General features: G+C 43.5%; 16 protein-coding genes, 1 tRNA gene and 1 riboswitch. Of the genes, 6 read left to right on the forward strand and 11 right to left on the reverse strand.

Annotated elements, in window-relative coordinates:
* The first annotated feature begins 40 nt into the window (after positions 1 to 40).
* Positions 41 to 499 carry a type I restriction enzyme HsdR N-terminal domain-containing protein gene (locus Q0R52_RS13510; RefSeq protein WP_295795190.1) on the forward strand — a complete coding sequence of 153 codons (459 nt, stop codon included), beginning with the start codon at positions 41 to 43 and terminating at the stop codon, positions 497 to 499.
* Here Q0R52_RS13510 and Q0R52_RS13515 read toward each other — a convergent pair.
* Positions 484 to 2301: a response regulator gene (locus Q0R52_RS13515; RefSeq protein ID WP_295795192.1), complete on the reverse strand. Its 1818-nt coding sequence runs from the start codon at positions 2299 to 2301 to the stop codon at positions 484 to 486. The genes Q0R52_RS13510 and Q0R52_RS13515 overlap by 16 nt on opposite strands.
* A 107-nt stretch (positions 2302 to 2408) precedes the next feature.
* Positions 2409 to 5066, reverse strand: a complete 2658-nt coding sequence (locus tag Q0R52_RS13520) for a valine--tRNA ligase (protein ID WP_295795193.1) — start codon at positions 5064 to 5066, stop codon at positions 2409 to 2411.
* A 347-nt stretch (positions 5067 to 5413) separates the two neighbouring features.
* On the opposite strand from Q0R52_RS13520, the gene Q0R52_RS13525 reads away from it, so the two are divergent.
* The gene (locus Q0R52_RS13525; protein WP_295795195.1) at positions 5414 to 7492 is read left to right on the forward strand and encodes a M13 family metallopeptidase; all 2079 of its coding nucleotides are present in this window, start codon (positions 5414 to 5416) and stop codon (positions 7490 to 7492) included.
* A gap of 264 nt (positions 7493 to 7756) precedes the next feature.
* Here the strand turns inward: Q0R52_RS13525 and metF are convergent, their stop codons facing one another.
* From metF to murQ, 6 genes are all read right to left on the reverse strand, one after another.
* A complete protein-coding gene (gene metF / locus Q0R52_RS13530; RefSeq protein WP_295795196.1) occupies positions 7757 to 8713 on the reverse strand; it encodes a methylenetetrahydrofolate reductase [NAD(P)H] in 957 nt (318 codons plus the stop codon).
* A gap of 130 nt (positions 8714 to 8843) precedes the next feature.
* On the reverse strand, positions 8844 to 12563 hold the full coding sequence (gene metH, locus Q0R52_RS13535) for a methionine synthase (protein WP_295795197.1): 3720 nt from the start codon (positions 12561 to 12563) through the stop codon (positions 8844 to 8846).
* Between the two features lie 156 nt (positions 12564 to 12719).
* A riboswitch (SAM riboswitch) is annotated at positions 12720 to 12827 on the reverse strand.
* 164 nt (positions 12828 to 12991) lie between these two features.
* Positions 12992 to 13555: a murein L,D-transpeptidase catalytic domain-containing protein gene (locus Q0R52_RS13540; protein WP_295795198.1), complete on the reverse strand. Its 564-nt coding sequence runs from the start codon at positions 13553 to 13555 to the stop codon at positions 12992 to 12994.
* A gap of 76 nt (positions 13556 to 13631) precedes the next feature.
* Complete coding sequence (locus Q0R52_RS13545) at positions 13632 to 14363, reverse strand: Bax inhibitor-1/YccA family protein (protein ID WP_295795199.1); 732 nt, start codon at positions 14361 to 14363, stop codon at positions 13632 to 13634.
* Positions 14364 to 14520: 157 nt separating this feature from the next.
* The gene (locus tag Q0R52_RS13550) at positions 14521 to 15087 is read right to left on the reverse strand and encodes a hypothetical protein (protein ID WP_295795200.1); all 567 of its coding nucleotides are present in this window, start codon (positions 15085 to 15087) and stop codon (positions 14521 to 14523) included.
* 95 nt (positions 15088 to 15182) lie between these two features.
* Entirely contained in the window at positions 15183 to 15986 is an 804-nt protein-coding gene (gene murQ, locus Q0R52_RS13555) for an N-acetylmuramic acid 6-phosphate etherase (protein WP_295795201.1), read from the reverse strand.
* Positions 15987 to 16202: 216 nt separating this feature from the next.
* Between murQ and Q0R52_RS13560 the strand changes: the two genes are divergently transcribed.
* On the forward strand, positions 16203 to 17798 hold the full coding sequence (locus Q0R52_RS13560) for a S41 family peptidase (RefSeq protein ID WP_295795202.1): 1596 nt from the start codon (positions 16203 to 16205) through the stop codon (positions 17796 to 17798).
* 80 nt (positions 17799 to 17878) lie between these two features.
* Here Q0R52_RS13560 and Q0R52_RS13565 read toward each other — a convergent pair whose 3' ends face one another.
* From Q0R52_RS13565 to era, 3 genes are all read right to left on the reverse strand, one after another.
* Complete coding sequence (locus Q0R52_RS13565) at positions 17879 to 20266, reverse strand: PAS domain S-box protein (RefSeq protein WP_295795203.1); 2388 nt, start codon at positions 20264 to 20266, stop codon at positions 17879 to 17881.
* Between the two features lie 396 nt (positions 20267 to 20662).
* Complete coding sequence (gene der, locus Q0R52_RS13570) at positions 20663 to 21964, reverse strand: ribosome biogenesis GTPase Der (protein WP_295795204.1); 1302 nt, start codon at positions 21962 to 21964, stop codon at positions 20663 to 20665.
* A gap of 160 nt (positions 21965 to 22124) precedes the next feature.
* Positions 22125 to 23000: a GTPase Era gene (gene era / locus Q0R52_RS13575; RefSeq protein WP_295795205.1), complete on the reverse strand. Its 876-nt coding sequence runs from the start codon at positions 22998 to 23000 to the stop codon at positions 22125 to 22127.
* Between the two features lie 146 nt (positions 23001 to 23146).
* On the opposite strand from era, the gene Q0R52_RS13580 reads away from it, so the two are divergent.
* The 3 genes from Q0R52_RS13580 to Q0R52_RS13590 all read left to right on the forward strand — a co-directional run bounded on the left by Q0R52_RS13580 (position 23147) and on the right by Q0R52_RS13590 (position 24922).
* Positions 23147 to 23219: transfer RNA gene (locus Q0R52_RS13580), tRNA-Met, on the forward strand.
* Positions 23220 to 23786: 567 nt separating this feature from the next.
* Complete coding sequence (locus Q0R52_RS13585; RefSeq protein ID WP_295795206.1) at positions 23787 to 24077, forward strand: hypothetical protein; 291 nt, start codon at positions 23787 to 23789, stop codon at positions 24075 to 24077.
* Positions 24078 to 24151: 74 nt separating this feature from the next.
* Positions 24152 to 24922, forward strand: a complete 771-nt coding sequence (locus Q0R52_RS13590; protein WP_295795207.1) for a GLPGLI family protein — start codon at positions 24152 to 24154, stop codon at positions 24920 to 24922.
* Position 24923: the final 1 nt, after the last annotated feature.

Below are 24923 nucleotides of genomic sequence, written 5' to 3' on the forward strand. Positions count from 1 at the left end.
CAAATTAGGATTCTCCTCATAAAATAACCATTTTCGCAGTATGGACTTGCTGTTGCCGCTTAATCTCCCGCCCTATCCATTCAAAATAACCGATGCTAACGGACAGCTAACATTGTTTGATGTTATCAGGAAGCGGGACATTATTATCACTCCCGAAGAATGGGTGCGCCAGCATTTTGTACAGTATTTAATCAATCAAAAAAACTACCCCAAATCGCTTATTAAGCTTGAGGGTGGTCATAAACTGCATGGCATGGCCAAGCGTACCGACATTGTGGTTTATAATCCCGCCGGCGAAAAAATTTTATTAGTTGAGTGCAAGGCCCCGTCAATAACCATCGATCAAAAAACCTTCGACCAGGTGGCCCGGTATAATATGGTGCACAAAGTAAAGCTGCTGGCGATTACCAACGGGCTGCAGCATTATTACTGCGTTATTAATTTCGAAGAAAGAGATTATAAATTTATCGAAGAAATGCCGTTTTACGCGACACTATGACCGGCATCAGCAAAAACCAGGTTCTGAATTTTTTCCATCAGCTCTTCCGGCTTAAATGGCTTTGAAACGTAGTCATTCATACCAGCGTTTAACACCTGCTCTTCAATATCCAACAGTGCTGCAGCAGTTAATGCAATAATAGGCACGTTTGCTTTTTTGGGATTTGGCAGCTTCCTGATACCCATCGACGCATCAAAACCATTCATTACCGGCATTTGCAAATCCATTAATATAATGTCGAAATCGCCATTCTGGAAAGTTTCAATTGCTTTCTCCCCGTTTTCGGCAATGGTAGGCGCAATTTTCCATTTGGATAATAGTTTTTTCATCAGCAATACATTCACCGGGTTATCTTCGGCGATTAATATGCGCAGATTGCTTAGGCTGTCGGTATTTTGCAACAGCGGATGTTTGTCGCCAACTTCGTTGATATTTGCGTTTGATACCTGGAACTCCATATTAAACGAAAACTCCGAACCCTCGCCTACCTTACTTGATACGTGCATGTGCAGCCCCTGCAGTTCGAGCAGGCGTTTTACAATTGCAAGACCCATACCTGTACCGCCATACTGACGCGTTGTAGTTATTGATTCCTGGGTGAAGGGCTCAAAAATGCTTTGCAGGTTATTCTTGTCAATGCCGATACCGGTATCTTTAACGGTAAAGGTGATTCTTAATTTATTGTTACGGTCTTCGTAGCAAAACGCCTTCACATAAATGCTACCATCGCGGGTAAATTTAATAGCGTTGCTTACAAGATTAAACAGTATTTGTGTAAGCCGGGTGGGATCGCCAAAAAGCACCCTTTTTTGAAGCACGGGGTCTATTTTTAAAGTAAATGACAGTCCTTTTTCTTCCGCCTTTAGCTTTTGTGCACCGCAAATATTTTGCATTAAATCAACAAAGTTAAATTTCACGGTCTCGAAAATCACCTTGCCTGCCTCTATCTTGTTAAAATCAAGCACATCGTTTACGATAGATTGCAGGTTATTTGCCGAGGATTTCAGTACGTTAAGATTTTCCTTTTGATCGGGCCGCGGGTTAGCCATAATCATGAGGTTGCTCATCCCTATTATTGCATTCAGGGGGGTGCGGATCTCGTGCGACATGGTAGCCAAAAACTCTGATTTTACCTGTGATGATTTTTCGGCTTTGCTTATTGCCAGTTCCAATTTGGCGTTCAGCACCGCCTGGTCCTCGCTGGTTTGCTTAAGCTCCTTGATGTTTTTCAAGAATGCACTGTAAAAATGGCTGTGGATATAAATGATAATAATAAAGTTGGCAAACATACTGATGATGATTGTCGACTGGTCAAGTTCCTCGGGCCTTAGTGGGATAAAGTAGCTTTGATTATAGTTTAAAACATAAAAGGCAAGTACCGGAATAATATTAAGTAACGAATACCCTAACCCGGCACGTTGCCCAAGCATGTAATAACTAAACAACAGCACCAGCAAAATAACCTGTATGGTAATAATATCAACCTTTTGAATGGTAATAAAAACATTGGATAAATTTATCAACGTTGCAATTATCAGCAACGCATGTGATATCACCCGCCATTCAGGTTTATAAGTAAGGTATTTAAACAGGCATACAACGCAAAAAAAAACGATTGCTGCAGTAACCGTTAAAAACTCAAGGTGTTGAAAATAAACGCTTAGAAACAAGCCGGCTACAACTACCATCACTATCCAAAGGCCATAATAAAGCAGGCGGATACGAGCCTGGTCGAGGATGGATTGTTCGGTCGAGAGTATGTTGGATAAGGAAAAGTTAAAAAAGCCTGCGTCCTTGCTCATTAATGTAGCACTAATCTGTTAAAGTTGCCTATAAAATTCAATATTAGCAAGAGGTGTAGAAAAGTAAACCCCCTGCTCATCATAATTTATCGCAAACAGATATGCAATTAGCAAGCCAAAGCTGTCAAGCCTTCTTCAATTATATTCAACTTGGCTTCCGCATCGGCCTTTTTCTTTAACTCAACCTCAATAATCTCGGGTTTTGCATTAGCCATAAAGCGCTCATTACCTAACTTTGAGTTAACCGCCTTTAAAAACCCAGTCAAATAATCCTTCTCTTTTTGCAGTCTTGCACACTCTTCAACCGGGTCTATTTTCTCCTCCAAAGGCACGTAAAACTCATCAGTTGAGACCATAAAGCCCGCAGCCTGTGCCAGCTTGTCGCTAACAAAATCGAGCGCGTTGGTGTTGGCGAGTTTAGTTATAATTAATTCATAACCTTTATAATCAACCTGCGAGTTTGCTTTAACCGAAAGACCCAATTTTTCTTTTGGTGATATTTGTTTTGCATTACGAATGTTGCGCACCTGTGTTATAATTTGTTTCACAATTTCCACCTCGTCAAGCAGACGTGTATTTATTTGCCCACCTTTCGGTAATTGGGCAACTATACAACAATCAAGTTCCTGCCGCGCCCCAAATAAGTCGTCGTGCCACAGCTCTTCGGTAATAAATGGCATAAACGGGTGCAATATTTTTAAGATATTTTCGAAAAACCGAACAGTGGCCGAATAGGTTTCACTATCGATAGCTTGTTTTTCAACATCTTGCTGGTAAGCCGGCTTAACCATCTCAAGGTACCAGGCACAGAAGTCGTCCCATACTAATTTATAGGTGCTCATCAGAGCCTCCGAAAGACGGAATTGTGTAAAGTTGCCTTCTATCTCCGTTAAGGCCTGGTTGAAACGGCTTTCAAACCACTCAATGGCAACAGCATTTGCGCTTTCAAGCTTTTCGTCAACCTCCCAGCCTTTAACCAGTTTAAATGCGTTCCATATTTTGTTGGCGAAATTCCTGCCTTGCTCGCAGTAACTTTCATCAAACATCAAGTCGTTACCCGCAGGCGAACAAAGCAGCATCCCTACCCTAACACCGTCAGCGCCAAACTTTTCTATCAATGCCAGCGGGTCCGGCGAGTTGCCTAACGATTTCGACATTTTCCGACCAAGCTTGTCCCTAACTATGCCGGTTAAATAAACGTTTTTAAACGGTGCCTCACCCCTAAACTCATGCCCGGCCATAATCATCCTGGCTACCCAGAAGAACAGTATCTCTGGCGCAGTAACCAAATCGTTAGTAGGGTAATAATAGTTGATATCGGCATTGTTTGGATCCTTAAAACCATCAAATACCGATATCGGCCACAGCCAGGCCGAAAACCACGTATCGACTACATCCTCCTCCTGCACCAATTCATCTATGCTAATTCCGTGACTCTTGGTTTTTGCTTCCTCAAATGCTTCTTCCTTGCTTTTGGCAATTACAAATTGGCCGTTTGGTAGGTACCAGGCAGGTATTCGCTGTCCCCACCAAAGCTGGCGGCTTATACACCAATCCTTCACGTTTTCCATCCAGTAACGGTAGGTATTGGTAAACTTGTCAGGTATTAGCTTTATTTCGCCTTTCAGCACATAGTCCAAAGCAGGCTGCGCCATTTCGGTCATTTTGCAAAACCACTGCATAGATAGCTTTGGCTCAATAACCGCATCCGTACGTTCCGAAAATCCAATTTGCGATTTGTAGTCTTCAATCTTATCTAAATAACCATCAGCCTCAAGCAGCGCCGCTATTTTTTTACGGGCGGCAAAACGGTCTTCGCCAACTAATATCTGCGCCTTTTCGTTCAAGGTGCCATCGTCATTCAAAATATCGATAACTGGCAGGTTATGCTTTTGGCCAAGCTCGTAGTCATTCAAATCGTGCGCAGGGGTTACCTTTAAACATCCGGTACCAAAATCCATGGTAACGTATTCATCCAGGATAACCGGTATTTCCCTGTTAATTAACGGAATCAATACTTTTTTTCCGTGCAAATAAAAATATCGCTCATCATTGGGGTTGATACAGATAGCCGCATCAGCCATAATGGTTTCAGGACGAGTCGTTGCTATTGTTAAGTAATCCGGACTCGAGACTTCAGACTCAGAACTTACGACTTTATAACGTATATAATAAAGCTTCTGATTAACTTCTTTACGTATAACCTCTTCATCACTTACCGCAGTTTTCCCCTGCGGGTCCCAGTTTACCATACGAACTCCGCGGTAAATCAGGCCTTTTTTATATAGGTGGATAAAAGTATCGATTACCGCTTCCGACAGGTCATCCTCCAAAGTAAAGCGCGTTCGGTCCCAATCACATGATGCACCAAGTTTTTTTAACTGATCGAGGATGATGCCACCGTATTTTTCTTTCCACTCCCAGGCATAAGCCAAAAACTCCTCGCGGGTAAGGTCTTTTTTGCTGATACCGCGCTCTTTCAGCATAGCAACAACCTTTGCTTCTGTGGCAATGCTGGCATGGTCGGTACCCGGTACCCAGCATGCGTTTTTGCCTTTCATACGCGCGCGGCGAACCAGTACATCCTGTATGGTATTGTTTAACATATGCCCCATGTGCAGCACACCTGTTACATTTGGCGGAGGGATAACAACAGTATAAGGTTCGCGTTCATCAGGCACCGATTTAAAAAAATCGTGCTTTAACCAGTAGCTGTACCATTTTTCTTCAGTCTCTTGCGGCAGGTATGTTTTAGAAATACTCATAGGGTGCAAATTTAAAAAAGAAAGTCCATAGTCGATAGACCATAGACCATAGTTTTTACCGGAAAGTATATCAAAGCGCCGTAAAGTAGCATTACCGCTATTCCGTGCGCTCCTATGGTCTATGGACTTCTTCCCTTCCGCCACAATATTTTTACAATTAAAAAGTTTAATCTATAAACAACGCCAAATGTTCGCTAAAACACTGCATTTACACCGTTTTTTATTGGAAATACTCAAAAGAGCGCGATCATCTTTTTTGATAAAATGGTTTAATAAGTAGCCATCCCCCCTGCCGGCTTGCAGCCTTGCTTCGTAATTTATTAACTTTAGTTTTTCAGTAACTGATTATGAAACAAAACATAAAACACTTTATGCTGGCGGGTTTGTTATGCCTTTCCGCCAGCGCTTTTGCCCAGGTGCACACAAAAAACAAGGACAACCCGAAAACGCCGGATTTGACCTTAAATCTCAAAAAATATATCGACCCATCTAACATGGATCTCTCGGTAAAACCGGGGGACGATTTTTTTGAATATGCCGACGGCAATTGGCTAAAAAACAACGCCATACCTGCAAAAGAAACCCGGTGGGGTAGTTTCAGTATTCTGCATCAGGAAAACACGACCCGCTTAATTGGCATATTAAACGATGTAAATAAAATGCCTGGCCAGCCAAAAGGTAGCCCGAAACAGCGCATTGGCGATTTATACGCCAGCGGCATGGATAGCCTTGCCATTGAAAAACGCGGCTACGACCCCATTAAACCCGATCTGGAACGGGTAGCTAAGGTAACGGATCTGGACGGTGTGATCAGGGAAGCCGTTTATGAACGCACAAATGGCGTGGGCAACCCATTGTTTGGCTTCCGCGTAGAGCAGGATTCCAAACATCCTGCCGTAAATGTCGTGAGCTTTGGGCAGGGCGGCACCACCCTACCGGACAGGGACAATTATTTAAAAAATGATGACCGCACTAAAAAAATACAGGTCGCCTATAAGCAATACATTATTTCGCTGTTTAAGCTTACCGGCTCAACCGATGATGAGGCCGCTAAAAATGCAGAAACAGTTTTCGGTATTGAAACCGCCATTGCAAAGGCCCAGCTAAGCCGCGTTGCTATGCGCGACCCAAATAAAACTTACAACAAACTGGCTGTGGGCGATTTCAGTAAACTAAGCCCAAACCTCAACTGGGTACAGTTATTGCCTTTAATGCAGATAAAAGCACAGGATTCGATACTGGTTTCGGCCCCCGATTTTTACAAAGCGTTGGATGCCCAGCTTGCCGCTACACCGGTTGCCGACTGGAAAACCTACCTGCAATGGAACGTATTGAAAGGTTCGGCCTCGTCGCTGAGCTCACCGTTTGTTAAGGCAAGCTTTAATTTCAGCAGTTCGTTAAGCGGGCAAAAAGTACAGGCCCCGCGCGATGAACGCATGTCGAATCTGGTTGATGGCAGCCTTGGTGAACTGCTGGGGCAATTATATGTCGAAAAGTATTTCCCGCCGGCCGCAAAAGCGTATATGGCCAAGCTGGTTGATAACCTAAAAGTAACACTGGGCGAACGCATCCAAAACTTAACATGGATGAGCGCCGAAACAAAGGCCCGTGCATTGAAAAAGCTGGCCGCGTTCAGCGTTAAAATTGGCTACCCTGATAAATGGCAGCAGTACCAGGGCCTGGAGATTGACAAAGACGACTATGCCGGCAACCTGCGCAGGATAGCACAATGGCGTTATAATTATAATGTAAGCCAACTGGGCAAGCCCGTGGATAAAACCCGCTGGGGGATGACACCGCCGACCATAAATGCATCATATAGCCCAAACAATAATGAAATTACTTTCCCTGCGGGGATATTGCAATTTCCATTCTTTGATTTTGGGGCAGATGATGCCGTTAACTATGGTGGTATCGGCTCGGTTATCGGCCATGAAATGACCCATGGATTTGACGACGAAGGCCGCAAGTATGATGCCGACGGCACCCTGCGCGACTGGTGGACCAAAGAGGACGCGGATAAATTTCAACAGCGCGCCGACCAAGTAGTGGCCCAATACAACGGGTTTACCGTGGTTGATACCATCCACGTAAATGGCAAGCTTACCCTCGGCGAAAACCTTGCCGACTTGGGTGGTTTAAATGTAGCCTATGCAGCATTTAAGAAAACCAAAGAGGGCCAGTCCAACAAAAAGATCGACGGCTTTACGCCCGATCAGCGGTTCTTCCTGTCATGGGCCCAGGTATGGCGCAGTTCGCAGCGCCCCGAGGCAGCAGCTCAACGCATATTAACCGACCCGCACTCGCCCGAGCAATACCGCACTATCGCACCTTTAACAAATATGGATGCCTGGTACAAAGCGTTTAATATAAAGCCCGGCGATAAGTTGTATAAAAAACCTGAGGACAGGACGAAGGTGTGGTAGATTAGTCCATAGACGATGGACCATGGTGAGAAAATATTATTTAACCGGCCGGCTGTGTCTTCACAGCCGGCTTTTTATGTGACATCTTTTCCCGCTCGTCAATTGCGAGGAACGAAGCAACCTCTGCACAGGACATTCAATGTACACTATGTTTTTGGTTACCTAAATGCGGCTGATAAGTCACCACAAAGCTTTTGCTTAGTTGATTTGCATGCGTAGAGGTTGCTTCGTTCCTCGCAATGACGAAAAAGGGGCCACCTCGACCTAAAATATCGCTTCCGCAATCTTCCTGGTTGGCCCGGCGTTGCTCATTGTATAAAAGTGCAGCACGGGTACGCCAAACGCCATTAACTCCTTACATTGATTTATCATCCACTCAATACCAGCATCTTTTACATCCTTCTCGCTTTTGCAACCGGTTATTAAGTCGCAAAGGTCATCAGGCATATCAATATGGAATGTTTTGGAAAGGTTAACCAGTTGCTTTGATGTTGTAATTGGTTTCAGCCCGGGAATGATAGGAACATTTATTCCGTTTGCGCGGCAGTTATTCACGAAATCAAAGTATTTCTGGTTGTCGAAAAACATTTGGGTAACTATAAACCCGGCGCCCATATCAACCTTTTGTTTCAGGTATTTAAAATCCGATTTAAGGTTTGGCGCCTCAAAGTGTTTTTCGGGATAGCCGGCAACGCCGACGCAAAAATCTGATTTCAACTCTTCGCCCAGCGTTTCGTGCAGGTAAATGCCGTTGTTCATGTTTATCACCTGTTGCAGCAGGTCGGTCGCATAATTATGCCCGTTAGGGGTTGGTACAAATGATGCATCTGCAATACGTGCATCGCCGCGCAACACCAAAACGTTTTCGATGCCCAAAAACTGCAGGTCGACAAGGCCGTTCTCCGTTTCATCTTTAGTAAAACCGCCGCAAAGTAAATGCGGAACAGTATCCACCTTATACTTGTTCATTATAGCCGCACAAATGGCAATGGTTCCCGGGCGTTTGCGATAGCTTAGTTTCTCCAGCAAACCATTATCATGCTGCTTGTAAATAAAATCTTCGCGCAGCGATGTAACGTCAATAAAAGGCGGCTTAAACTCCATCAACGGGTCTATCGCATTATACAAACCTTGTATGCTGTGCCCCTTTAATGGTGGTATAAGTTCGAACGAGAATAGTGTTTTTCCGTTTGCGTTTTTAATATGGTCAACAATCTTCATTAGTATGATTCAGATATGGTATTTCTTCAATCTTGTCATTGCGAGGTACGAAGCAATCGCGAACTGTGCAAGACGGACATGCATAGCTACGAGATTGCTTCGTACCTCGCAATGACAAAGTTTTATATTTTTAATAGTTGAGGTTTGGACCCAACCACCTCTCAGTGGTTTCCAAATCCATGCCTTTTCGTTTTGCGTAATCTTCAACCTGGTCTTTGCCGATCTTTCCCAACCCAAAATAACGGGCTTGTGGATGTGCGAAGTAAAACCCGCTTACTGATGCGGCCGGCGTCATGGCCAGGCTTTCGGTAAGGTGCATGTGGGCGTTGTCTTCAGCTTTCAGCAATTCAAATAATGTTGTTTTCTCTGTATGATCCGGACAAGCAGGATAACCCGGTGCCGGGCGTATACCCTGGTATTCTTCTTTGATCAGGTCATCAGTGCTTAACTGCTCCCCTGTGGAGTAACCCCAGTATTGCTTGCGCACCAGTTCATGCATTTTTTCGGCAAAAGCTTCGGCCAAACGGTCTGCAAGGGCTTTGGCCATTATACTATTGTAGTCGTCATGGTCGCGTTCAAATTCGGCCACCAGTTCATCGCAGCCTAAGCCTGATGTTACTGCAAAACCGCCAAAGTAATCGGGCACGCCGCTTTCCTTTGTGGCGATAAAATCCGAGAGCGCATAATAAGGTTCACCCTTAACTTTCTCCGCCTGCTGGCGCAAGGTGTGGATGGTTTTAAGCACTGTTTTGCGGCTTTCGTCGGTGTACAGCTCAATATCATCACCAACGCTGTTAGCCGGCCAAAAACCGATTACGCCGTTAGCCTGGAGCAATTTTTCATCCACTATCTTTTTCAACAACACCTGCGCATCATCAAAAAGCTTTTTGGCTTCGTCGCCCACAAACTTATCGGCAAATATCTTAGGATAACTGCCACGCAATTCCCAGGTATGGAAAAATGGCGTCCAGTCGATGTAGGGCAGCAAATCTTCCAGCGGAAAGTTTTCTAATACTTTAGTACCGGTAAAAGTTGGTTTTTGAGCCACATCACCGTCCAAGCTAATCTGGAATCCGCCTTTGCGCGCATCTTCGATAGATACAAAACGTTTATCCGAACGCTTATTTAAATGCGCCTCGCGTGCTTTTTCATACTCATCTTTTATTCCCTGTATGTAGCCCTCGCGATTTTCCCTGTTCATCAAACTGCTGCAAACAGTTACGCTACGCGATGCATCCAGTACGTGGATTGCCGCCCCGGAATAATTCGGCGCTACTTTTACGGCTGCGTGTATACGCGATGTGGTTGCGCCACCAATTATCAATGGGATTGTAAAACCTTCGCGTTCCATTTCTTTGGCAAAGTGCACCATCTCATCAAGCGATGGTGTTATCAACCCGCTAAGGCCTATGATATCTACATTCTGTTTTTTTGCCTCTTCGATAATGCGCTGCGCGGGCACCATCACCCCAAGGTCAATCACCTCGAAGTTATTGCAGGCCAGCACAACGCCTACTATGTTTTTACCAATATCGTGTACATCGCCTTTTACGGTAGCCATCAGTATCTTACCTGCATTGGCTCTGCTGCCACTGCTGTCTTCGCCGGCATCAATAACGCGCTGCTTTTCAAGCTCAATAAAAGGTAATAAATAAGCAACGGCTTTTTTCATCACCCGTGCCGATTTTACAACCTGTGGCAAAAACATTTTACCAGCGCCAAATAAGTCGCCTACTATATTCATTCCGTCCATCAGCGGGCCTTCAATAACTTCAAGCGGTTTTGAGTATGCCTGGCGCGCTTCTTCTACATCATCGTCCAGGTATTCGATAATACCTTTTACCAAAGCGTGCGACAAACGTTCCTGCACTGTCCCCTTGCGCCATTCTTCATCGCGCTCAATAACTTTACCCTTGCTTTTTATGGTATCGGCAAACTCAACCAGGCGTTCGGTAGCATCAGGGCGACGGTTTAATAGTACATCTTCAACCAGCTCCAACAAATCTTTCGGTATCTCCTGGTAAACTTCCAGCATGCCTGCGTTTACAATACCCATATCCATACCTGCTTTTATCGCATGGTACAGGAAGGCCGAGTGCATTGCCTCGCGCACAGTATTGTTACCGCGGAACGAGAACGAAATATTACTTACTCCCCCGCTCACTTTAGCGTACGGCAGGTTTTGTTTTATCCAGCGGGTTGCTTCAATAAAGTCAACCGCATAGTTATTATGTTCTTCCAGCCCGGTAGCAACTGTTAAAATGTTTGGGTCGAAAATGATATCCTGCGGCGGGAAGCCTACTTCATTTACCAGTATGTCGTACGAGCGTTTACAAATTTCTATCCGGCGTTGTAACGAGTCGGCCTGGCCTGTTTCGTCAAATGCCATTACTACCGTAGCTGCACCGTAGCTTAATATTTTGCGGGCCTGCTCTTTAAATTTGTCCTCGCCTTCTTTAAGCGATATCGAGTTTACGATACCTTTACCCTGTATACATTTCAAACCTGCCTCAATAACCGTCCATTTGGATGAGTCAATCATTATCGGCAGTTTAGCAATATCAGGCTCTGATGCTACAAGATTTAAAAACTTAACCATCACGGCTTCCGAGTCAATCATTCCCTCGTCCATGTTGATATCGATAACCTGGGCGCCACCTTCCACCTGCTGGCGGGCAACAGTTAGTGCAGCCTCATAATCCTCGGCCAATATCAGCTTCGAAAACTTTGGCGAACCGGTGATGTTGGTACGCTCGCCTACGTTTACAAAATTTGTTTCGGGTGTTATGGTAACCGCTTCCAATCCACTCAACCTCATGAAAGGTTCTATCTCCGGTATCCTGCGCGGCGGATATTTGGCAGCTTTTTCAGCAATACATTTAATGTGCTCTGGTGTAGTGCCGCAACAACCACCAACTATATTAACCAGCCCGTTTTTTATAAAATCGTCAACCTGGTGCGCGGTTTCGTGCGCAGTTTCGTCGTACTGGCCAAACTCATTCGGCAAGCCAGCGTTGGGATAAGCTGAAATATAAACGTTTGCTTTTTCAGACAATTCCTCGATGTGCGGGCGCATTTCTTTTGCACCCAAAGCACAGTTTAAACCCACCGATAACAAATTGGCGTGACTCACCGAATCCCAAAATGCCTCAACAGTTTGGCCTGATAGGGTACGCCCGGATGCATCGGTAATAGTACCAGAAATCATGATAGCGCCTAAGCCCCTGAATGGTACAAAATCTTTCCCGGCAGTTTTTGATTCATTTCTGTAGCGGTCTATCGCAAACAATGCCGCCTTGGCATTTAGCGTATCAAATATGGTTTCAACGATCAACAAATCCGAACCGCCGTCAACCAAGCCTTTTACCTGCTCATAATAAGCTTCGGCAAGGTCGTCGAACGTTACAGCGCGGTACCCCGGGTCGTTTACATCAGGCGATAAAGAAGCCGTACGATTTGTCGGCCCGATAGCACCCGCAACAAAACGCGGTTTGTTGGGTGTTTTTTTGTTGTATTTATCCGCAACCTCGCGGGCTATACGGGCGCCTTCGTAACTCAACTCGTAGGCCAGCTCTTCCATATGGTAGTCGGCCAATGATATGCGCTGCGTGCTGAAGGTATTTGTTTCAATAATATCGGCTCCTGCATCCAAATATTCGGCGTGGATGGCTTTAATAATATCCGGGCGGGTAATATTCAGCAGGTCGTTATTTCCCTGTAAATCCGATTGATGATTACGGAACCGTTCCCCACGAAAATCAGCCTCCTTTAACTGGTAGCGCTGTATCATGGTGCCCATTGCCCCGTCAATAACCAGGATGCGTTTCTCTAATTCTTTTCTAATATCCATATTGCGATTTCACCGATTAGTAAACGATTTCACCGATTTTGGGAGAATCATTTCACAGATTTTAGCACAAGTGCTGCTATCGGTGTAATTATCCTTCAATCAGTGTAATCATCAAAAAAAAGCTTATCTCGAAAAGTCGGGTGTTAGTTTGACTTTCGCTTATCTTTCCCGGGGCCGTTTGGCTGCCGGGTAGAATGTAGCACCTTGTAAGTACAGGTTGCTAAGACATCGCAGGGTCTGTCCCTCCGTCTTTCTCCATAAGCAACACAAAGATGCGTATTAATGAAATAAGTTGCAATAGGTTTTAGTTGTCATATGATAAGAAAGCGCGGAGAGCCAAGAACCAAGAATCAAGAGCCAAGATTGAAAAACACATTCAACGCTTATCTTCTTTTTGTCTTGATTCTTGGCTCTTGGCTCTTGATTCTTCAACTATATATCCACATCAGCCAATGTTTTTTCTGTTTACGCAACATCCCGCCCACAATTTTCATGGTATTGTTTGATATCGCAGGGCATCCCCAGCCTTCAGGGGTTCCGAACGGGTAAACATCATTTTCGGCTACTTCTTCCCACGAATGGAAGACAATTTGCCTTACCAGCGCGTTGCTGTTTGTGCTTTCCAACCCATCTAAATAATATTTCACGTGAATGCCCCAGGCGCTATAAGCCCGGTTGTTTATTTTGTATTTGCCAAGCGGTGTGCAATGGCTGCCATCGGCGTTGCTAAATTCTGGCTTATCTTTCGACCACATGCCCGACCATGGCATTTTGCCGCAACCGTGGCTTACCAACCCTGAAAGCAGGATGTTATTTTTGCCAAAATCCCACACCACAAAACGCTTAACGCCCGATGGCAAGCTCATATCAATTAAAATACAGTATTTGGTATCAAAGCCTTTTTGGCGACAAAAAGCCAGGGCCTGTTTGGCCTTTTCGCGGGTGCGGGCGGTATCGATGTGCGGCGCTGCGGCTTGTAGGCTTACGGTCAATAAAAAAGCTGGTAAAAAGGCTAATAAAAATTTATTAAGTCTCCTCACCGGCTTTTTATAAAAGTACTTATGCTGATTACCTTCTTCTGCCGAAAATACGCAGTAAGAAAAGGAACAAGTTGATAAAATCAAGATAAAGCGTTAAGCCACCCATCAGCGCCATCTTCGATGCTGTGGCATCGCCATAGGTTAAGCCTGCACCAATTTGTTTTAGTTTTTGTACATCATACGCGGTTAAGCCTACAAATACAGCAACACCGATGTAGCTGATAATCATTTCAAGACCTGAGCTGTGCATAAACATATTTACTAGACTGGCAACCACAATTCCAATAAGGAACATGATTAATATTGAACCGAACTTGGTAAGGTCTGTTTTAGTAGTATAACCTGCAATGGCCATTATTCCAAACACTACCGAAGAGGTTAGAAATACGCCCATTACGGAAGCAGAGGTGTAAATCAGCAGTATAAAGCTCAAGCTAATACCAGTTAATGCCGCGTAAGCAATGAATAGCAGCGACAAAACCGGGTACGATATCCGGTTAAGTCCGAATCTGATCAATAACACAAAAGCCAGTGGCGCAAACATTGCTACATAAGCAAAAATTGTTAATTGCCCTGTACTAACGTCAACTAAAGTCAGCAGCAATGATGGAGTATTGGCAAACAAATACGCGCAAAACGCCGAAACGCCCAGTGCGGCAAACATCCACATAAACACGTTTGCTAAAAATTTACGTGTGGTATCAGTTTCATTAATTTGTATTACGTTGTTGAAATCGTAATTAGGGTTGTTAATTTCCATTTTTTGTTTTAAAATTTATTACTCAAAGATAATTATAGATGTGAGATTTGAAATATGAGGTATCACATTTTTTTATCGGAGATTGGACTATAAACGTGCAATTTAGTTTAAACGTATTTAAGAATGTCTGAAGCGTGTAAAACTTACGAACTTTCGCTCAATTTAATCTCCTTGTCAATTGTTCCTCAACCTTTTTAAACACCTGCAAGGGTTTTAAAGTCCGCCAGTTCAAATCGTCGAGTACGCCGCCGAAGTTGATATAGTAGTCGATGTTGTTCCGTTTGAACTCGTCAATCACATGGTCCCTGAAATTGATGCCGGCTATCCAGCCATCCTCCACATCCTGGAACCATTCCTCGTAGTAACAATCATCCGAAGAGTGGAAATTCAACACATTCTCTCCTATCAAAATAAAATGATTAATGCCGTTATCGATCATCAGCTCCAGGATCTCGCGCTTCAATAACATAATGTCGTTGTTGATGGCATCATTCCACTCACCGATAAACTCAATTATCGAGTAACCACGCTCATAGTCAGCAAACAATACCTTCATATACAGGGTATTTGAGCCAAATGAATCCCACTGCGGGTGCAGCAAGTAATTGTAAACCTGTTTATCAAACTCGAACTCACTATACTCCGTAGCGTAAAACGGCGAATACTCATCCTCCGCTGCTACATAATCATCGCGCCACTTATAATATGGTTCTATCTCGTGCATTTGCCCCTCCAACCTCTCCGCTGGTTAGCGGAGAAACTTTCTATTTTCAATTTTATTTTCTCATCCGCACATCTGCATATTCGCACATCTGCACATTATTTCAGGCTATCAACCGCTTTCCGTACGCTTCCGTATTTGGCAAGTAAATCTGCTGCGGTTTGTTCGTCCAAACCCGTTTCGGTCATCACCATGCGGGTACCGCGGTCGACCAGCTTATTGTTTGTTAATGCCATATCCACCATTTTATTGCCTTTAACGCGGCCGAGTTGTATCATTACGCTGGTGCTCAGCATATTTAAAACCAGTTTTTGCGCGGTACCTGCCTTCATCCGGGTCGAGCCTGTTAAAAACTCGGGGCCGGTGACCACTTCAACCGGGTATTTGGCCGCAGCCGCCACCGGGCTGCCGGTATTGCAAACAATGCAGCCTGTAACAATATTGTGCGCATTGGCCGCCTTTAACCCGCCTATAACGTAAGGTGTAGTGCCTGATGCAGCTATGCCCACCACCACGTCCTTTTCAGTAATATCAAAGGCTTTAAGATCGAGCCAGGCTTGTTCAATATCGTCTTCAGCAAACTCAACTGCTTTACGTATAGCACCATCGCCGCCGGCAATTATGCCAACCACCCAATCGAACGGCACGCCGAATGTAGGCGGACATTCCGAAGCATCAACCACTCCAAGCCTGCCGCTGGTGCCTGCACCAATGTAAAACAACCGTCCCCCCTCCTTCATTTTGGCTGCGGTCGCCGTTGCAAGGGCCTCGATTTGCGGTAAGGCCTTTGCAACCGCAAGCGGAACCGTTTGATCCTCACGATTAATACTCTCAAGAATCTGCAACAACGGCATTTGTTCCAGGTTGTTGTAATGCGAATCCTTTTCGGTGGTTCTTTCCATGGGACAAAATTGAGGAAAAGATTTGAAAAAAAGTCGGGAAAGTCCGGAAAGTCGGAAAAGTCCGGAAAGACGCTGCGGCGCCGGGTCAACGTTTAACAATTCCCTGACAAGTACCTAACTTCTGCACTTCATATCTTTTTTGTCTTTCCCGACTTTTCAGACTTCGGACTTTATTGACTTTCCGGACTTTTATTTAACTTTGTGATTAATAAGACAATGAAACGAGCTGCAGGAATAATTTTCAGGACGATGGTATTGGTGTTGCTGGGAATAGCTATAGGGTTGTTTATCAGTAACCACAGCCTTATGAACCAAAGCCTCGGCTTTTCGATGCAGGACGGCGATAAGATATCAAAGGTTTTAAACCTGGTAAAAGATAGTTACGTCGACTCTGTAAATGTCGATAGTATCGAGGGCGCCACTGTAAACAACCTCCTTCAAAACCTCGACCCGCACTCACTTTACCTGCCCGAACAACGCGCAACTTCGCTAAATGAAGGCTTGGCAGGCGGCTTTACCGGTATCGGCCTTGAATACCAATTATTGCGCGATACCCTGGTGATTACCCAAATTTACACCGGCGGGCCTGCGGCAAATGCCGGACTGGTTACCGGCGACCGGATATTAGAAGTAAACAATAAAAAGTTTTCGGGCACACATCTTACCACAAAGTTGGTTAATAAAGCTTTGCGCGGCGACGATAAGTCGGCGATATTGGTTACAGTTGTGCCACCAAACTCACTCATAAAAAAACAATACACACTAAAACGCGGGCACGTTAATACCAGCAGCCTTGATGCTGCGTACATGGCTGCACCCGGCGTTGGTTACATAAAAATCAGCAAGTTTGCGTTAACTACCGATGCCGATTTCAGGGATGCAATTGGCAAGCTAAAGGCAAAAGGCCTGCAAAAGCTGGTGCTGGATTTAAGGCAGAACGGCGGCGGCTACCTGAACGCAGCTACCGCACTGGCCGATGAATTTTTAACCAAAGGCAAACTGATAGTTTATACCCAGGGCATACACGAAGATCGCCGGGATTACTTTGCGACGGATTCCGGCACTTTCCAGCAGGGCAAGCTGGCCGTAATAATTGATGAATATTCGGCGTCGGCAAGCGAAATACTTGCCGGCGCTTTGCAGGACCTGGATAGGGCCACCATTGTCGGCCGGCGCTCGTTTGGTAAAGGACTTGTGCAGCAGCAATTTTCGTTTGACGATGGTTCGGCTGTTAATTTAACTATTGCCAGGTATTACACGCCCTCGGGCCGATCAATCCAAAAATCGTACAAAGCCGGTGTAGATAGTTATCATAACGAAATTGCCGAACGTATGCGTAAAGGCGAACTATTTTCGGCGCAAAGCAATTTGGATGACAGCATTTTTAAACGTCCATCGCCGTACCATACAGCAAACGGCCGCAAAGTATTTAGTGGCGGTGGCATAATGCCCGATGTTTTTGTACCGGCCGATACAACCGGCAACACCTACCTGGTGCAGACATTAGGCGACCAGCAGCTTTTTTCGGCATATGTAATTGATAAGCTGCAGCCTAAGCTAAGCCAGTTTGCGTCAGCAGAAGATTTTATTAAACAATATAATATGAGCGATGCTGAGCTCAACAATTTTATATTGTATGTTTCGAAAACCATCAAAGAAATTGATTCGCGCGAACTGGCGCAATCAAAATCAACTATAAAAACCTTAGTAAAAGCCAATGCCGCCCGTTTTAAATGGGGTGATAATGCCTACTTCGAGGCTATAAACAGCGACGATGTTACGCTTGTAAAGGCTGTTGAGGCGGTAAAATAAACACGATTTAGGGATTGAATAGATTTTCAGGATTAGTTTGCCTGCAGAATCCTGTAAATCATTAAAATCCTGTAATCGTGTTAAATGTCATGAACCGACGCGTCTTCGGCCATGTCAATAATCACTTTGTCCAGTCTCTCCAGCTCCGCCTGGATGTACTGAAGTATTTCATCGTCCGATGGGTTGTCGGCTAGCATTGCAGCTAATCCCTTTAAATTAGCCAGGGGGCTCCGAATAAGGTGCGATTGTTTCCACGCCATATCCTTTATACTGGTTATATGATCCTGGATCCGTTGGTAAGCTGCTTTCAGGTTGTCTTCTGATTTTTTCCTCTCAGTTATATCCGATAATGCCAGCATTAAGCCAAATATTTCATTTTTATCGTTGGTTATAGGGAACAGCCTGGTATAGAACCAAAGTACCGACCCATCGGGCTGCGGATAGTTAATTTCATAACTTACGTTTCGGCCTTTCAACACCTCCGTGGCATAATTTATAAATTGCGGAAATCTTTCCGTTGGGAAATAATCAGGGAGCCGATCACCTTTCGCCGGGCTACGGTTATATTGGCTATTTACAAATTTAACAGCCATTTGGTTAAAAGCCATCACGCTAAGATTCTCGTCTAACAGTGCGTAGGCGGTATCGGTAGTGTCCATAATGGTTTTAAGGTTGGCTTCCGATTTTTTAAGTAGTTCTTCAGCTTTAAGCCGTTCGGTAATATCGCTTGTTAACGAAAGCCTCACCGGCCGATTGTTGAATATAATATCCTGGGAAACTATATTTACAAAAATGATAGTACCATCTTTCTTAACATGCTTTGTCACTCCAAAGTCAGTTGCCCCATTAATCTCTTTCTGAAAAATTTTCAGTTGCTGCCCCAAATCTTCTGGTGGCCGCAAATTTTTTACACTCATTTGCAAAAGCTCATCTTTTGTATAACCATAAAGGTTAACAGCGGCATCATTAACAGCAATAATAGACATGTCTTCTTTTGCTACCATCCACAAAGGCGATGGGTTGTTTTCAAACAGCAGTTTATATTTTTGCTCTGATGACCTTAGCTCATCCTCGGCTTTAATACGCGACGAAATATCAATACCCGTTCCCAACAAACAGAGCTGATTTTCGTACATTACAGGGCTGCCGGTTAATAAAAACGGGATATTGGCGCCATCCTTAGTTTTTGCCTGGGCCTCAACAGTTGCATAACCTTCGGAAAACGTTTTTTTAATGGCATCATCAACCTTTATAAGATCTTCCTTAATAATCAGGTCTTTAGTGGTGAGTTTTGATATTTCCTCTTCGTTATAGCCGGTAACTGTTTCAAAATTTTTATTCCATCGCAAATACTCTTCCTTATCGTTTATCAGGTAAAAAACCCCGGGCAGACTGTTAATAATTGTTTCCGAAAGGACCTTTTCCCTTAAAATAAGCTCTTCAGCTTTTTTCCTGTCGGTAATATCACGGGCAATAACTAAGGTTCTGTTATCAGCGAACATCGTTACCTTAATTTCGACGTCTATTATTTTCCCGTCCTTGCGCGCAAGTCGCCGTTCCCTGGTTAAAGATTGGTCAGGGTGGTGACCTTTATGAATAACGGGATCAGTTTTTAATTGCTCAGGGTCCACAATAGCCTCAACATTTAGTTTCAATAATTCATCTTTTGAGTACCCTATCATTTTACACATGCTTCCGTTTACCTCGACAAAATCCCCCTTACCATCCACCAGGTAAATCGCATCAGAAGCATTTTCAAGCAACGAACGGTATTTCCGCTCGCTTTGTTTAATAGTGTGGCTGCTTTTTAAAATATCGTTAATTAAATGTTTTACATTTTTTATTATGTAGAAGGATAGGGATAAGGCGACAACTAACGACAATAAAATTAAAAGGAAAAATTTTTGAGAGGCCCCCTGGTATATTTGGTTGTTATCATCAAATATTTTCTTTCCTACCTGTACCTGCAATTCCATTAACTGGTTTATTTTTAGTGCAAAAGGCGGGGATTGCGAAGAAAATTCATCTTTTATTAACTTATCAAGAGCCAGGGTATCCTGTTTGGTCAAAATAGATTCAAGTGCTTTATACACCTCATCGTTCCGGCTTTTAATTAGGTCTGCATTTTTTACCAAAAATTTTTCCTCTGGCGTAAGATAAGTGAGTTTGTAATTATGCCAATTGGTATCCATAATCCTTTTGGCTTTTTCAACCCGTTGTTTTGCTTCACTAAACGTAAGTACATGGTTTTTAACATTTCCGGGCACAGGAAGGATTTCTTCAATATACTCATAGCGAACATTGGATAGTTGCTGGATACATAACACGCGGTCGGCGTACAACGCCCGGGTGTTTTCGTTCATTTTTTTCAGCTCGATGATACCATAGTAGCCCAGCCCCACTAAGCTGGCGGCGGTAATAAATATCAACATGTACAACTTTGAGGAAGCGCTGAACTTATTTAACATCGTATTTTATTGAACGGCTACATAAATAACTTTCATTTGTTGTTTAGGTTCGCTGATGCCTTATTGATGGGTTTATTAGGGTTATCCCAACTTTAATTCAACTGGAACACAACTAAAAAATGCACCAGTTAAATCAGCTTTATAAAGCTATGATAAAAAAACAATAAAATTGCCAGTGGCTTTTACTCGGAGTTAATTTACGTCTTAAAACAATTTAAAAGGAAATGGACGCAGCAAATGGGATTGATGGCGAATGTTTTGAAGCAGCCGAGGGTATAGAGTGAGGCCCGAGAAGGCAGCAATGGGTTAAAATAAATGACCTATGGATTTGACGAATACAGGATTGATTTGATACGTCAATCAATCCTGCAAATCGCTATAATCTGTTAATCGTGTCTATTTCTGCCTAAACCAAACCTGAACCGGCGCTCCGTTAAAATCAAAGTTTTCCCTTAGCTTATTCTCAATAAACCGGTAGTAAGGCTCCTTAATATATTGCGGCAGGTTGCAGAAAAATGCAAACATAGGCGATGAGCCCGCTATCTGGGTGATGTATTTTATTTTAACGTATTTGCCTTTTATTGATGGCGGCGGATAGGCCTCAATTATCGGCAGCATTATTTCATTTAATTTGGATGTAGGTATCTTCCTGATTTTATTTTGATACACCAGGTTGGCAGTATCAATCACCTTTAACACCCTTTGTTTTTCGGTAACCGAGGTAAATACGATAGGCACGTCGGTAAACGGCGCTATTTTATCACGTATCTGCTCTTCAAAAACTTTAACTGTTTTGTTATTTTTTTCGATAAGGTCCCACTTGTTTACTACTATTACCACACCCTTTTTATTCTTTTCGGCAAGGTGGAATATATTGATATCCTGCGACTCGATGCCTTCAACCGCATCAATCATCAGGATAACTACGTCTGCTTCTTCCAGCGCCTTAATGGTACGCATAACCGAGTAAAATTCGATATTCTCCTTCACCTTGGTCTTCTTGCGCATCCCGGCGGTATCAATCAGCATAAAATCATGCCCGTATTGATTATAATGGATATGAATGGAGTCGCGCGTGGTGCCGGCAATAGGTGTTACAATGTTCCTGTCCTTCCCTATCAGTGAGTTAATTATTGACGATTTGCCCACATTGGGTCGGCCGATAATGGCATATTTCGGGCGTTCGTTATCTTCCAGCGGCTCATCGTCAAAATGTTTAACAACTTCATCAAGCAGTTCGCCTGTTCCCGACCCGGTCATCGACGATATATTATAAAGCTCCCCTAGTCCGAGGCTATAAAACTCCATAGAGTCAGACAGCTGCGAATTATTGTCGAGTTTGTTAACTACCACAAATACAGGCTTTTTGCCCTTGCGCAAAATGTTTGCTATTTCATCGTCCAAATCGGTGATGCCAGTGGTAACATCAACCATAAATAAAATTATGGTAGCCTCTTCAATGGCAATTATAACCTGCTCACGTATGGCGGCTTCAAACACGTCTGCCGAGTTGGCCACATAGCCGCCGGTATCTATAACGGTAAACTGGCGGCCAATCCATTCAGAAACACCGTAGTGCCTGTCGCGCGTAACGCCGCTAAAGTCGTCAACAATGGCCTTGCGGGTTTCGGTTAAACGGTTATATAAAGTTGATTTGCCTACGTTGGGCCTGCCCACTATGGCTACTATATTGCTCATTTTTTTAGATTTGAGATATGAGATTTGAGATGTGAGATGTGAGTCTCCTCATCTGAAAATCAACATCTAAAATTATTTAATTTTATTAACAGGTAAGATCTTAAAATGCCAGATGATCAACCGCTTTTGGTCTCATATCTCACATCTCAATACTCACGTCTTATTCGTACCCAAACTTCTTTAGGTAATTTTTCTTGCTGCGCCAGTCAGGGATTACTTTTACAAACATCTCCAAAAATATTTTCTTCTGGAAAAACTCTTCCATGTCCCGGCGCGCATAGGTGCCTACTATTTTCAGCATGCTGCCGCCCGTACCAATTATTATATTTTTCTGCGAATCGCGCTCTACAATAATCTCCGCGCTTATGCGGTGTAATTTTTCGCCTTCAACAAACGCGGTTACAATTACCTCGGTACTGTAAGGTATTTCCTTTTTGTACTGCTTCAATATCTGTGCCCGTATCATTTCCGATGCAAAAAAGCGGTCGTTCCGGTCGGTAAGCGCGTCCTTTTCATAATAAGCAGGATGCTCCGGCAGGTTTTCAATCACAAAATTCATTACCGCCAGCACGTTGTAGTCTTTAAGAGCCGATATGGCAAAAACCGCTTTTGGTTTTAGCTTTTCTTCCCAAAATTCAACTTTGGCTTTAACGGTTTCCTCGTCGCTTTGGTCAACCTTGTTAATTAACACTGCAACCGGGGCTTGCGTGCCTTCCAGCTTTTTCAGCACATCGGTTTCGTCGTACTCTTCGTAAATATCGGTAACCAGCAAAATCAGGTCGGCGTCAACAATCGAGCCGTCAACCTGGTGCATCATGCTCTCGTGCAGGGCATAGTGCGGTTTAATAACACCAGGGGTATCCGAAAATACAATCTGGTAATCTTCGTCGTTAACAATACCCAGTATTCGGTGCCTTGTTGTTTGTGCCTTGGGGGTGATGATAGACATTTTTTCACCAACAAGAGCGTTCATAAGCGTTGATTTGCCTGCGTTGGGCTTACCAATTATACTCACGAAACCTGCCTTATGCGCCATAAAAAAATAATTAAAATATTATTTGGACTGCAAAGAAACGAATTATATCTTTGCAGTCCAATTAAAACGGAGTGCAAAATGCATTTTTAGCTAATTGGAAGCAACTTTCCGAAGTTATGATCGGATCGCAACATATAAAAAAACAGTGCGGGATGGAGCAGTTGGTAGCTCGTCGGGCTCATAACCCGAAGGTCGTAGGTTCGAGTCCTGCTCCCGCTACCTCAGAATCAGGCAGTTACAGTCAAATGTAGCTGCCTTTCTTTTTTTGATAAAACAATGTTTAAACTCAGCGCTTTGTCCCGAAGGGCGGCCAGCCTACCGCTGCCCCATGCAGCGATTTACTATCTAAAGATAGGAAAATTTCCTGACAAAACCTCCCGTTTCCACGCGCTTTTTCGATAAAAACTTTCGAAAGTTTACCGTTTCATTCGCTATATTTGCCTCACTGAACTTTTATTACAAATGGATGGCAAACTGATTTGCGTCGAAGAAACGTCCTTTTTTACGCTGATGGAAACAGTCTGTGAACGCCTGAAAGAGCTAAGAATATCCTGCACGATAAGTGGATTTCCAGCGCAGACGCAATGCATAGAGGCATCGAATTGGATCGTTGTTTTTTCATCCGCAAAGAAATTTGGCGGCAAGCGGTAAATAATTTCCTGTGTACGATGTGTTTTTAAAAGCGCACTTGTAAATTGTCATGAAATTGCAATAAATCCAAAATCAAGCAATTTATAAGGATATAATTATAATTTTGAATCATTAAATAACTAAATCTTAACACAAATGAAAAAATTATTTTTAGCCGCAGGCTTAGCCCTAATTTCCGCAAGCACATTTGCAAGTTCTTCAGTTAATTCAAAGCTTATTGAGAAAGACAACTCACTTAAAGTGGCGTTTGTTATGTCAGTTAAGGCAACAGCCACTTACGTAAGTAGTTGCGGAGTAAGCTGGAGTTTAGTTGCCTATGGAAATACTACAGGCCAAGCGGTAGACGGTCTTAGCAGACTTGCTTCTGCCTGTGATGCTGCTTGTAGTGATCCGAAGAACCCAAGTGTAATTACCGTTCCTGCATAATAATTATAAATTTAAAACGTCTTATAGTCTCATGAGGGATAATTTTTAATTATTCCTCTTTTTTATTTAGTGCCATGCTTAAAAAGAAATTCCTTATTCTCATAGTATTTTTTTGTTCGTCAGAAATTACGTTTAGCCAAAACAACAATTCTATAATCGCAAGCGTACAATATAAAGTATCCTTTGTAAGCAACAGCGCGCTGCTTATCAATGACATTTGCCAGTTGGACATTGCCAAGAATAAAAGCTATTTTTACAGTAAAGGGAAATTAGAAAATAGACGCAGGCTTTTGGAGAAAGTGGCAAAATCCGGCCAAAGCGGAAAGGAAATTGATCTTGGTCGCATTGATCACAGTGACCTGCTTTCAAATTTGTGTAACTTCGAAATTTTGAAAGACTATGAAAACAAGAGCGCCATTTATATTCAAAATGTCGGCGGCCAAAACTTGGGGTTTGTCAAAGATAGCTTGAGTATAAAAAGGTGGAAAATTTTAAAGGAGACGGCGAAAATAAATGGCTTTTTGTGCCATAAGGCAGTAATGAAAAAAGATACTACTTTGATTACAGCGTGGTTTTGCCCCGACATACCTTTTCAGGATGGCGGCTTTTATTACTATGGTTTACCGGGGTTAATTGTGAAATCCAGCGCAAGCTCCGGGTTTGAGACAAACTTGATTTCTATTGTGTATAATAAGGATCCGAAAAAGGAAATTGTGCTAACACAACCATATACTTTGGTGCAAGAATCGCAAATGATGCGGGCAATTAAAAACCAAAATGCCGCTTTTAAAAATGGACGGCTGCCAAACGGAGACGAAGCAAAGCCACTCCCTGCCGGGCATTAGA

This window comes from Mucilaginibacter sp., assembly GCF_025359345.1.
Classification (GTDB): Bacteria; Bacteroidota; Bacteroidia; order Sphingobacteriales; family Sphingobacteriaceae; genus Mucilaginibacter.